Raw genomic sequence first — 11,689 nt, forward strand, 5'->3', positions numbered from 1 at the left:
ATATCACTGATCGGAAAATGCGTTGCGTGATTCCCCGACGCCGCGAACTGGGTGGGGGCTGTGATTTGCGGCATCGGGGCAAGCTCTTACGCTACCAGATCACATTGTCATTTGTTTCTGTCTGCAAAAGGGTGGAACTGGGGCAATTTGGGGGCGAGTGTGTAAGTTTCCCAATGTAGTTAAATCAAATTGATCGTTGAAGACGTGTAAGAGATAGAGAAAACGCTCCCGAAAGTCATGGGAGCGTTTGGGCGATCCATTTGTAAACAGGCCAGCTTTAGGACAGGCTGTTCTCCAGCGGAATGGAGCAGGTCATCTTGTTCTGGGAGCCGCTACGATCATAGCTTAGGTTTTGTGTTAACTCGCGAATGAGAAACCACCCGAAACCCCCTTCGGGTAGATTGCCATCCATCTGCTCTAGATCATAGGGTTCGCCCTCCGGCAGATCACCGTTCGGCATCGGGTGCCCGTCATCCAGAATACTGATCCACAGGTCACTGCCTTGCCGGTGCAAATTCACCTCGATTACGCCTGAAAGGTCGCGATAGGCGTGTTCCACCACGTTGTTCAGGGCTTCAGCCAAGACAATTTCCAAGGTGCCCTGGATGTCGTCACGGATACCAAGGGTTTCCAACTGATCCCTTATAGATTGCAAGGCGTCGCGCACGGCCAACGCGTCACCTGGAAAAACCAAGTTCAGCCCGGAATGTGTGGCCGCTGTGGTGCCAGAATTGAGATCGCGTGCGTGGCCCATGAATGACAGGCTTTCAAACTGCATTTTCCATGCCGCCATCCAAGGCGGATTGCAGGTCGGCATGGATGGTGAAAACAGTGTCCATGCGGGTCAGTCGAAACACCCGTGTGACGGTTTGCGACAGGCAGGCCAGTTCAAGTTTGGAGTCTGCGTCCACTTGTTTAAGGGAGGCCACGACGGCACCCAGTCCGCTGGAATCAATGAAATCGACCTTTGTCATGTCCAGAATGTTACGCTTTGGACCTCCATCGGTCAGCTCTCGCATCTTGTCTTTGAACGCAATTGCAATCGCAGCATCAATACGACTTTCGCCCATGGTGATGACACGGGTTTGGCCGAAATCTTCAAAGGTCAGTTGCACGTCAAATCTCCTTACGGTGTGGGTTCACTCTCTCTTCCGCCGCATAAATCCGTTTGGATCTCGTTGTTACGGCGGGTCACTTTCGAATGAGACTAGACGTGGATCGTTACCATTCGGTAAGCGGAAGGCAGGAATTTCAAGGAATTGGAGAGGGCCATGAAGAATGTTGTGATTGCCGGGGCATCTCGTACCCCGATGGGGGGCTTTCAGGGGGCTTTCACCGGTGTGACCGCGTCTGAGCTGGGCGGTGCCGCGATCAAGGCTGCTCTTGAAGACGCAGGTGCCAAGCCGGACCAGATCGAAGAGTTGCTGATGGGCTGTGTGCTGCCCGCCGGTCAGGGACAGGCCCCTGCGCGTCAGGCCGGTTTTGCCGCCGGGCTTGGGCAGGACGTGCCTGCGACAACCTTGAACAAGATGTGCGGCTCCGGCATGAAGACCACGATGATTGCCTTTGATCAGGTGGCCCTGGGCGCCACCGATATCATGGTTGCTGGCGGCATGGAGAGCATGACCGAAGCGCCGTATATCCTGCCCAAAATGCGCGGTGGGGCCCGCATTGGCCATGGCGCCGTGGTGGACCATATGTTCCTTGATGGTCTGGAAGACGCCTATGACAAGGGTCGCCTGATGGGCACCTTTGCCGAGGACTGCGCCGAGAAGTTTCAGTTCACCCGCGAGGCACAGGATGAATATGCGCTGAAATCGCTGTCAAATGCGCTGGAGGCACAGAAATCCGGGGGCTTTGAGGGCGAGATTGCTCCGGTTTCCATCAAGACCCGCAAGGGTGAAGTTGTTGTCAGCGAAGATGAGCAGCCCGGCAACGCCCGGCCCGAAAAGATCCCGGCGCTGAAGCCTGCTTTCAAGAAAGATGGAACGGTCACCGCAGCCAATGCATCGTCGATTTCCGACGGGGCCGCGGCGCTGGTTGTCGCGTCAGAGGCGGCGGCGCAGGCGGCGGGTCTCAAGATCCGTGCGCGTATTGTGGGCCATGCCAGCCACGCTCAGGAACCGGGCTGGTTCACCACCGCGCCTGTGCCTGCGGCGCAAAAACTGCTCGACCGTCTGGGATGGAAAGCCGAAGACGTGGACCTGTGGGAAGTGAACGAGGCCTTCGCCGTGGTGCCGATGGCGTTTATGCATGAATTTGGGCTGTCTCGCGACAAGGTCAACGTGAATGGCGGTGCCTGCGCGCTGGGCCACCCGATTGGCGCCTCTGGTACGCGCATTATCGTGACGCTTTTGAATGCGCTGGAGAAGCGCGGGTTGAAACGGGGCGTTGCCGCAATCTGCATTGGGGGCGGCGAAGGCACTGCAATTGCAATTGAACGCGACTGATCGCTGAACTTATAAGGGAAAGGGCGCGGCATGGTTCCGCGCCCTTTTTGCTGCAAAGTCAGGAGCCCCCATGCCCCGTGTCAATTATACCGACCTCGCCAAAACCATCGCGTCCCTGACCGAAGGTGAAACCGATGATGTGGCGTTGATGGCAACGGTGACCTGTGAATTGCACCACGCGGATGACCGGTTCGACTGGACCGGGTTTTACCGTGTCACAGAACCGGGGCTGTTGAAGATCGGGCCTTATCAGGGCGGTCATGGCTGCCTCGCGATCCCATTTTCGCGCGGTGTTTGCGGTGCGGCCGCGCGCACCGGAGAGGTGCAGCTGGTTCCTGATGTCGATGCCTTTCCCGGCCACATCGCCTGTGCCAGCTCAACCCGATCGGAACTGGTCCTGCCGGTTCACAACCGGACGGGGGATGTCATCGCGGTGCTTGATATCGACAGCAACCAGCCTGCGGCCTTTACTGAGGAGGACGCAGAGAAACTCTCTCAAATCCTCGCCGCCACCTTTGCGCGCTGACCACCTAATTTTCTTTTTCTTGCTGAAAATACCTCGGGGTGAGCGCGCAAGCGCGAGGGGCAGCGCCCCTTGATGGGCTGTGTAAACTCCCCCACGCCTGTTCATATCAGGCCGCCAGCACACGGGGGAAAGCTGCCAGACCTTTCCCAAATGCGACGGACTGAATGTCGTTTTTTTGTTTGCATGACACCCCTATCCACGCCATCGTGAAAAAAAGCATGAAAATTTCACGCTTCATTTCATGTTGGCGTCAAACCTGAAGGGCAGCGTCCCGCCGGGCCAAAGGAAAGGGTACGACGTGCTGCAAACCGATCCGACCAAACCGCAAAGCCTCGGGGCTGACCTGCGCGCGCTTCGCAAGCAGCGCAGCCTGACCTTGACCGAGCTGGCAGATCAATTGGGCCGTTCCGTGGGGTGGCTCAGTCAGGTGGAACGCGACATGTCGGATCCTGCGATTTCCGACCTGCGTGCCATTGCCGAGGTCCTGGGCGTGCCAATGTCCCTCCTGTTTGCCCATGCCTCTGCACCGGCAGAGGAAAAGGGATATGTGGTGCGAGAGGGAAGCCGCCGTCCGATGGGATCTGGCGATGAGGGGCTGCGCGAAGAGCTTCTGTCGCCGGACCTGACCGATGACTTTGAAATGGTGCATTCCACGTTCGCCCCGAAATCTGCGATGCAGACCCCAGCCAATCGACCCACGCAAGAGGTGGGTTACATGATCTCCGGCAGGCTTGATCTGGTGATTGGTGGGCGCTCCTTCACCGTGGGGCCGGGGGACAGTTTTCGCATCAAGCATGAACCTTATGAATGGGCAAATCCCTATGACGAACCGGCGGTGGCGATCTGGGTGATCGCACCTCCGGTTTACTGAGTATGCCGATGAAAATCAGGCGCCAAGACACCGTTGATACCGCCGTTGGTTGTGTGGCGGGTCAAACTCCCGGTGGGTCGAGAAATCGACGCCAACTGACCTCGTTCAGAGGGGGGTGTCCCTCTGAACGGGGATTTTTGGGGGAACTGGCTTGAAGGACTGGACTGGAGAAAAAAGATGATCAGGGGGAGCTGCCTCTGCGGCGCTATTCATTTTGAAACGGATGCCAAACCCAAAGGGGCCTCGATGTGTCATTGCTCGCAATGCCGTAAACAGTCGGGCGGGATCTGGTCGTCTGCTCAGGTGCCTGAGCAGGAGATCAGCATTTCCGGCCCTGTCAGCTGGTATCAGGCCAGCCCACAGGCCAGTCGTGGCTCCTGTCCCACATGTGGTGCCTTCCTGTTCTGGCAGGGCGTCGGCGAGGACAATATCAGCTTCTCACTTGGTGCGGTGGATGGACCGACCGGCGTTGTGCTCGAGAAACATATCTTTGTGGCCGACAAGGGGGATTACTACCAGATTGCCGATGGCTTGCCGCAGGAGGATCAATGATGCTTGAGACCCTTTTTGCCATGGATCCATGGGTGATTGTCACCTTTATCGGAGCGTCGATCATCCTCTATGTCACCCCCGGCCCGGACATGATGTTCATCATCGCATCGTCGATCAAAGGCGGGGCAAAGGCCGGGGTGATGGCCACAACAGGCATTATCTTGGGGTTGCTGTGCCACGTGACCCTTGCTGCCGCCGGGCTTGCGGTGGTGATTGCCGCCTCCCCCATTGCGCTGGACCTGATCCGCTATGCGGGGGCGACCTATCTGGCCTGGCTTGCCTGGACCAGCTGGCGCTCCGTCGAGGTCGTGTCTGACCGCGAAGGTCGTGCCGATCTCTGGCGGGCCTTCCGGCGCGGGTTTGTCACCAATATCCTGAACGTCAAAGTGATCCTCTTCATCCTCGCCTTCCTGCCGCAATTCATTCGCCCCGAGGTGGGGCCGGAATGGCACCAGATTGTGATCCTTGGCGTGATCCTTGCCATCGGAGGGTTTGTCGCGGACGCGCTGATCGGCGTGTTCGCGGGGCTGGCTGCTGACCGTATCCGTCGCTCCACCCGTCTCATGAACCGCATTTCCGCCGTGATTTTCGGCGCGCTGGCCGCCCGGCTGGCCCTCAACTGAACACAGAAACAAAGAACACTCGCATCACAGGGAGACTGCAATGTCTGACTTTCCAACCAAAGCCCGCGTTGTCATCATTGGCGGCGGTGTCGTCGGTGCCTCGACGCTGTATCACCTCGGCCTGAAAGGCTGGACCGATTGTGTCCTTCTGGAAAAGAACGAGCTGACCGCCGGGTCCACCTGGCACGCGGCGGGCAACGTGCCGACCTTCTCGACCTCATGGGCGATCATGAACATGCAGCGTTATTCGACCGAGCTCTATGCCCGTCTGGGCGAAGAGGTCGATTACCCGATGAATTATCACCAGACCGGCTCGATCCGCCTGGCCCACACCAAGGAACGGATGCAGGAATTTGAACGCGCCTGTTCGATGGGACGCTATCAGGGGATCGAGATGGAGATCTGGACGCCCGAGCAGGCGAAGGAGCGGTATCCCTTCCTTGAGATCCATGACCTGGCCGGTGTTCTTTGGGACCCGTCGGATGGCGACATTGACCCGGCGCAGGTCACACAAGCCCTAGCCAAAGGTGCGCGCGACATGGGTCAGAAAATCCTGCGCTTCACCCCGGCCACCGGTGTCACCCAGAAAGAAGACAAGACCTGGATCGTGCACACCGAAAAGGGGGACATCGACTGTGACTATGTGGTGAACGCCGCTGGTTACTATGCCCAGCGTGTGGGGGAAATGTTCAAGCCCTATGGCGGACGCACCGTCCCGATGATGGTGATGGAGCATCAATATCTGCTGACCGAACAGATCCCCGAGATCGAGGCCCACACCAAACAGACCGGCAAGAAGCTTCCCCTGATCCGCGACGTGGATGTGTCTTACTATCTGCGTCAGGAGAAGCACGGCTATAACCTTGGTCCCTATGAACCGAACTGCAAGGCGCATTGGCTGGGCGAAGACAAGATGCCCGAGGATTTCAGCTTCCAGCTCTGGCAGCAAGATCTGGACCGGATCGAGGATATTGTTGTCGATGCCATGGCCCGTGTGCCGCTGATGGAAAGCTCGGGCGTGTCCAGCGTGATCAATGGCCCGATCCCCTATGCCCCCGATGGCCTGCCGCTGATGGGTCCGATGCCGGGCGTCGAGAATGCGTTTGAGGCCTGTGTGTTCACCTTCGGGATCGCCCAGGGCGGCGGTGCCGGAAAGGTCATGGCAGAATGGATCGTTGATGGCGCGACCGAGTGGGACATGTGGGCGGTCGATCCGCGCCGCTATACCGACTACACCGATCAGGATTATTGCGTTCAGAAGGGCATGGAGGTCTATGGCAACGAATACGCCATGCATTTCCCCCGTCACGAATGGCCCGCCGCGCGCGACAAAAAGCTTTCGCCGGTCCACGCAAAGGTCAAGGAATTGGGCGGTGTGATGGGCGCCTATAATGGCTGGGAACGCGCCAACTGGTTTGCACAGCCCGGCGATGATACCTCGCTTGAGGCGACCCATACCTGGGGCCGCTCCGGCCCGTGGGAGAGCCGCGTGAAGGAAGAATGCGAAGCGGTGCGCGATGGTGTTGGTGTGCTTGATCTGCCCGGCTTCTCTCGCTTCAACCTTGAAGGCGAAGGCGCGGCTGAATTCCTGCGGGGCCGTATCACTGGGGCCCTGCCCAAAGCGGGCCGCATGAACCTTGTCTATTTCGCCGATGACCGGGGGCGGATCCTGACCGAAATGTCCTGCATGCGCCACGCCGAAGATCACTTCACCATGATCACCGCGGCGTCTGCCCAGTGGCATGACTTTGAGGTGCTGAAAAAGGGCCTGCCCGCCGGGATCTCGCTCACAGATCATTCGACCGAGTTCGGAACCATGATCGTGACCGGTCCCAAAACCCGCGAGATGTTCGAGGCGATTGGCACTGATGCCGACCTTTCGCTGGGGTGGCTTACGCATCAGGATGCCACAGTGGCCGGCACCCCCTGCCGCCTCGTGCGCGTCTCCTTTGCCGGCGAACTGGGCTGGGAGGTGCATTGCGCCAATGAAAATCAACCCGCGATCTATGAGGCGCTCTTGGGCGCGGGCGCCAAACCCTTTGGCATGTATGCGCTCGACAGCCTGCGCCTGGAAAAAGGCTACCGCACCTGGAAAGGCGATCTGTCCACCGATTACTCGATGCTCGAAGGGGGGCTGGACCGCTTTGTCAAACTCGACAAACCGCAGGATTTCCCGGGCAAAGCCGCGCTTCTGGCGGAAAAACAGCAAGGGTCGAAAAAGCGCTTTGTCACCATGGTGGTGGATGCAGGCGACTGTGATGCGCCCTATATGTCCTGCGTCTGGTCCGGGGATGAGATTGTTGGCGAAACCACGTCTGGCGGTTGGGGCTATCGCGTGAACAGGTCGATTGCCTACGGCATGGTGCGCCCGGAACTGGCCACCCCCGGCACCGAACTTGAGGTCGAGATCTACGGCGAGAAACGCAAAGCCGTGGTCCAGCCAGACCAACCGCTCTGGGATCCTGACAATACCCGGATCCGCGCCTGACCGCCAAAGTCATGTCCTTCCCCCTTTTTCTTGCCTGAAATACCTCGGGGGGAGGACGCAGTCCGGGGGGGCAGCGCCCCCTTCCAGACAGGAGGACACTCATGACCGATCCGGCAAAGAGCGTGCCCGTGCATGTCGACATCCTCATTGCAGATGATTTTGTTCTGACTGAACTGACCGCCGTGGTCGAGGTGATGCGCCTGAGCAATCGGGTCACCGCGAAAAAGGCTTTCAGCTGGACGTTTCGCGCCCGCCGGCCCGGGCCCACCCGATGTCGGGCCGAGGCGACCGTCATGGCTGAGGCGATCCCCGGGAAACCCCGGGCGGACTATCTTTTTGTCATTGGTAATTCAAACCCCGATCACCCGGAACTGTCGATCAAGCCGTTGATCAAATCCTATATGTGGTCCGGGGCCAAGGTGGTGCTTCTGGCTGAGGCCGCCAGCCGTTATATTGCCGAAACCGGTGAGCAGGGCAAACACCACACAACCCATTGGGAAAACCGCGCTGTCTTGAATGAGAGGGGCACGCCGGGCAACGGCTCTTATGCGCTGGCGGCGGATGACGGGCGTTTGATCACCAGTGCGGGTATGGCCTCGACCTATGATCTGGCGCTGTCGCTTCTGGGGCAGCATGTCTCTGCGGCTGCGATCACCACGGTGTCGGATATCCTGCTGCATGAAAACATCCGTGCGCTCACCAGTCTGCAACCCTTTGGCGGCAAGCAATTGTCCGTCACCGGCAACAAGGCGCTGGATCAATGTATCGAACTGATGCAGGCCAATCTGGATGAACCTTTGCGCATTTCCGAACTGGTTGACCTGCTGGGGATTTCGGAACGGTCCCTCGAACGCCATTTCCGCGCCCATTTCGATATCACTCCCAACGCCTATTACCGTGAACTGCGGCTCAACCATGCCAATACGCTCCTGCTCAATACCCGCATGTGTGTGCGGGATGTGGGGCTGGCCTGTGGATTTCCAAACGGGTTCTCCTCGCTCTTTCATCGCCATTTCGGCGTGACCCCAACCGCGTGGCGCAGGCAGGGGGATGGATTGCGGGTCTATGTCTGATAGCCGACAAATCTGGCGGAAATCAGATATAATGACCGCAGGACCCGTGCCACTCTCATCCGGCAACGCGAAATGCGACTCTGGTGTTTGTCTTTGATTGGAGGAAAGACATGAGCAATCTGCCGCAAAAGGCCCGTGTGGTTATTATTGGGGGAGGGGTGATTGGCTGCTCGGTGGCCTATCACCTGACCAAGAAAGGCTGGAAAGACGTTGTGCTGCTTGAGCGCAAGCAGCTGACGTCGGGCACCACCTGGCATGCGGCCGGCCTGATTGCCCAGCTGCGCGCGACGGCCAATATGACCAAGCTCGCCAAATACTCGCAGGAACTTTACGGATCATTGGAAGAGGAAACCGGTGTCGCCACCGGGTTCAAGCGCTGCGGGTCGATCACCGTGGCCCTGACCGAAGAGCGCCGCGAAGAGATCTACCGCCAGGCCGCCATGGCGCGCGCCTTTGGGGTTGAGGTGGAAGAGATCTCAGCCGCGCGGGTGAAAGAGATGTATCCGCATCTGAATGTCGAGGATGTGAAAGGGGCGGTCTACCTGCCCAAGGATGGGCAGGGGGATCCGGCCAATATCGCACTGGCGCTGGCCAAGGGTGCGCGCCAGCGGGGCGGTATCGTCAAGGAACGCATCAAGGTCACAGATGTGACCAAAGAGGGGCGTCGCGTCACCGGTGTCGACTGGGTGTCGGATGATGGATCGGAAAGCGGCCATATCGACTGTGACATGGTGGTGAACTGTGCGGGCATGTGGGGCCATCAGGTGGGCCGCATGACCGGCACCAATGTGCCACTGCATGCCTGTGAACATTTCTATATCGTGACTGAAGCCATCGACGGGCTGACGCAACTGCCGGTGCTGCGGGTGCCGGATGAATGCGCCTATTATAAAGAAGACGCGGGCAAGATGCTTTTGGGGGCCTTTGAACCCAACGCAAAGCCGTGGGCGATGGACGGTATTCCCGACGCGTTTGAGTTTGATCAGCTGCCGGAGGATTTCGATCACTTTGAGCCGATCCTGGAAAATGCCTGCAACCGGATGCCGATGCTGGCCGAGGCGGGGATCCACACTTTCTTCAACGGCCCCGAAAGTTTCACCCCCGATGACGCCTATCACCTTGGCCTCGCGCCGGAGATGGACAATGTCTGGGTCGCCGCCGGCTTCAACTCGATCGGCATCCAGTCGGCAGGTGGGGCGGGTCATGCGCTGGCCGAATGGATGGACAGTGGCGAAAAACCGTTTGATCTGGGGGATGTGGATATCAGCCGGATGCAGCCGTTTCAGGGCAATAAGACATATCTGTATGAACGCTCCAAGGAAACGCTGGGCCTGCTTTATGCCGACCATTTCCCCTATCGGCAAAAGGCCACCGCGCGCGGTGTGCGCCGCACCCCGTTCCATCACCACCTGAAGGAACAGGGTGCTGTTTTTGGCGAACTGGCCGGCTGGGAACGCGCCAACTGGTATGCAGAAGAGGGTCAGGCGCGGGAATATCAATACAGCTGGAAGCGCCAGAACTGGTTTGAAAACTCGGCCGCTGAACACCGTGCTGTGCGCGAAAATGTCGGCATGTATGACATGTCCTCTTTCGGCAAGATCCGCGTGGAAGGCCCGGATGCGGAGCGGTTCATGAATTATGTGGGCGGCGGTGACTACTCGGTGCCCAATGGCAAGATTGTCTATACCCAGTTCCTGAACCGCAATGGCGGGATTGAGGCGGATGTGACCGTGACCCGTCTGAGCGAAACCGCCTATCTCGTCGTTACACCTGCGGCCACACGTCTGGCGGATCAGACCTGGATGGAACGCAACAAGGGCAACTTCAACGTGGTGATCACCGATGTGACCGCGGGGGAAGGCGTGCTGGCGATCATGGGGCCGAATGCGCGCAAGCTCTTGGAGAAGGTCTCTCCCAACGACTTCACCAACGCCACCAACCCGTTTGGCACCGCGCAGGAGATCGAGATCGGCATGGGCCTCGCCCGTGCGCATCGCGTGACCTATGTGGGGGAACTCGGGTGGGAGCTATATGCCTCTGCCGACATGGCCGGACACATGTTCGAAACCCTCTGGGAGGCCGGACAGGATCTGGGGCTGAAACTGTGCGGCATGCATATGATGGACAGTTGCCGGATCGAAAAGGGCTATCGCCATTTTGGCCACGACATCACCTGTGAGGATCACGTGGTCGATGCGGGGCTGGGCTTTGCGGTGAAGGTCGACAAGGGCAGTGACTTTATCGGCCGCGAGGCGGTGATCGCCCGCAAGGAAACCGGGCCAAAGGCCCGTCTGGTGCAGTTCAAACTGACCGATGCCGAACCGCTTCTGTTCCACAATGAACCGATCCTGCGGGATGGCGAGTATGTGGGCTACCTGTCCTCAGGCAACTACGGCCACACGCTTGGCGGCGCCATTGGTCTTGGCTATGTGCCCTGCGAAGGTGAGAAAGCAGCCGACGTGCTGGCCTCAAGCTATGAGATCGACGTCTGTGGCGTGAAGGTGAAGGCAGAGGCGTCTTTGAAGCCAATGTATGATCCCAAGTCGGAACGCGTGAAGGTCTGACGGGAACCACGCAGGCAGGGGTGTTCCGGTTTCAGCCTGATGCGGGAAAGTCGAAACACCTTAACGACCACAGGAGGGCACCCTGCCGGGTGTCCTTTTCTTTTGACATTTATCGGATGCTCGGGGCCTGTGTGCCAGGCATCACGCATCCTGATGAATGACGTCACAGAATTCACTTCGCACCACAAACTCTTCTTTGTCATAGATACTGGATAAGTTCTGCGGAAAGGATGCAGCATGGCGCAGATGAAGGACAATGTGGACACCCCGCGTGGGCTGGCCTTTGTGATTGCGGCCTATTTGCTGTGGGGGTTCTTGCCGCTTTACATGAAGGCGCTGTCCCATGTGTTTCCGGCAGAGGTTGTGGTGCATCGGGTGATCTGGTCCGTCCCGGTGGCGGGTGCGGTTCTGATTGTGATGGGGCGCACGCGAGAACTGCGCGAAGCGTTTGCCCATCCGCGCATGCTGGCACAGGCGGCGCTGACGGCGGCGCTGATCTCGGTGAACTGGGGCATTTATATCTGGTCGATTGCAAATGGGCA

Annotated in this window: 11 protein-coding genes (1 of these 11 running past the window's edge); 9 read left to right on the top strand and 2 right to left on the bottom strand. The window is 58.8% G+C overall.

The features are described from left to right. Positions 1-277: 277 nt before the first annotated feature. Both XMD517_RS11205 and XMD517_RS11210 read right to left on the bottom strand, forming a co-directional pair. Entirely contained in the window at positions 278-778 is a 501-nt protein-coding gene (locus tag XMD517_RS11205) for an ATP-binding protein (protein WP_173488263.1), read from the bottom strand. Next, a complete protein-coding gene (locus XMD517_RS11210) occupies positions 768-1,115 on the bottom strand; it encodes an STAS domain-containing protein (RefSeq protein WP_371732402.1) in 348 nt (115 codons plus the stop codon). Before XMD517_RS11210 ends, XMD517_RS11205 begins: the two co-directional genes overlap by 11 nt. A 156-nt stretch (positions 1,116-1,271) precedes the next feature. Here XMD517_RS11210 and XMD517_RS11215 point away from each other — a divergent pair, with 156 nt between their 5' ends. From XMD517_RS11215 to rarD, 9 genes are all read left to right on the top strand, one after another. Beyond that, complete coding sequence (locus tag XMD517_RS11215) at positions 1,272-2,450, top strand: acetyl-CoA C-acyltransferase (RefSeq protein ID WP_173488264.1); 1,179 nt, start codon at positions 1,272-1,274, stop codon at positions 2,448-2,450. 70 nt (positions 2,451-2,520) lie between these two features. Continuing rightward, positions 2,521-2,976: a GAF domain-containing protein gene (locus XMD517_RS11220; protein ID WP_173488265.1), complete on the top strand. Its 456-nt coding sequence runs from the start codon at positions 2,521-2,523 to the stop codon at positions 2,974-2,976. A gap of 301 nt (positions 2,977-3,277) precedes the next feature. Further along, positions 3,278-3,847 carry a helix-turn-helix domain-containing protein gene (locus XMD517_RS11225; RefSeq protein WP_254450043.1) on the top strand — a complete coding sequence of 190 codons (570 nt, stop codon included), beginning with the start codon at positions 3,278-3,280 and terminating at the stop codon, positions 3,845-3,847. 177 nt (positions 3,848-4,024) lie between these two features. After that, a complete protein-coding gene (locus XMD517_RS11230; protein WP_173488267.1) occupies positions 4,025-4,399 on the top strand; it encodes a GFA family protein in 375 nt (124 codons plus the stop codon). Next, the gene (locus tag XMD517_RS11235) at positions 4,396-5,022 is read left to right on the top strand and encodes a LysE family translocator (RefSeq protein WP_254450030.1); all 627 of its coding nucleotides are present in this window, start codon (positions 4,396-4,398) and stop codon (positions 5,020-5,022) included. The genes XMD517_RS11230 and XMD517_RS11235 overlap by 4 nt, the downstream gene beginning before the upstream one ends. A gap of 40 nt (positions 5,023-5,062) precedes the next feature. Beyond that, positions 5,063-7,510 carry an FAD-dependent oxidoreductase gene (locus XMD517_RS11240; protein ID WP_173488268.1) on the top strand — a complete coding sequence of 816 codons (2,448 nt, stop codon included), beginning with the start codon at positions 5,063-5,065 and terminating at the stop codon, positions 7,508-7,510. 101 nt (positions 7,511-7,611) lie between these two features. Beyond that, positions 7,612-8,583 carry a GlxA family transcriptional regulator gene (locus tag XMD517_RS11245; protein WP_173488269.1) on the top strand — a complete coding sequence of 324 codons (972 nt, stop codon included), beginning with the start codon at positions 7,612-7,614 and terminating at the stop codon, positions 8,581-8,583. Between the two features lie 110 nt (positions 8,584-8,693). Beyond that, positions 8,694-11,147, top strand: coding sequence for an FAD-dependent oxidoreductase (locus XMD517_RS11250; RefSeq protein WP_173488270.1), 2,454 nt, complete (start codon positions 8,694-8,696; stop codon positions 11,145-11,147). Between the two features lie 237 nt (positions 11,148-11,384). Beyond that, positions 11,385-11,689 carry the 5' portion of an EamA family transporter RarD gene (gene rarD, locus XMD517_RS11255; protein ID WP_173488271.1) on the top strand. The gene runs 589 nt beyond the window's last position, so 305 of the gene's 894 nt are visible here — the first part of the coding sequence; it begins with the start codon at positions 11,385-11,387; its stop codon lies beyond the right edge, outside the window.

This window comes from Aliiroseovarius sp. xm-d-517, assembly GCF_013283135.1.
In the GTDB taxonomy this organism is placed as follows: domain Bacteria; phylum Pseudomonadota; class Alphaproteobacteria; order Rhodobacterales; family Rhodobacteraceae; genus Aliiroseovarius; species Aliiroseovarius crassostreae.

Coding starts and splice junctions, on each gene's coding strand:
- XMD517_RS11235 (WP_254450030.1), top strand. CDS start 4,396: ATGATGCTTGAGACCCTTTTTGCCATGGATCCATGGGTGATTGTCACC.
- XMD517_RS11220 (WP_173488265.1), top strand. CDS start 2,521: ATGCCCCGTGTCAATTATACCGACCTCGCCAAAACCATCGCGTCCCTG.
- XMD517_RS11230 (WP_173488267.1), top strand. CDS start 4,025: ATGATCAGGGGGAGCTGCCTCTGCGGCGCTATTCATTTTGAAACGGAT.
- XMD517_RS11250 (WP_173488270.1), top strand. CDS start 8,694: ATGAGCAATCTGCCGCAAAAGGCCCGTGTGGTTATTATTGGGGGAGGG.
- XMD517_RS11240 (WP_173488268.1), top strand. CDS start 5,063: ATGTCTGACTTTCCAACCAAAGCCCGCGTTGTCATCATTGGCGGCGGT.
- XMD517_RS11245 (WP_173488269.1), top strand. CDS start 7,612: ATGACCGATCCGGCAAAGAGCGTGCCCGTGCATGTCGACATCCTCATT.
- XMD517_RS11205 (WP_173488263.1), bottom strand. CDS start 778: ATGCAGTTTGAAAGCCTGTCATTCATGGGCCACGCACGCGATCTCAAT.
- XMD517_RS11215 (WP_173488264.1), top strand. CDS start 1,272: ATGAAGAATGTTGTGATTGCCGGGGCATCTCGTACCCCGATGGGGGGC.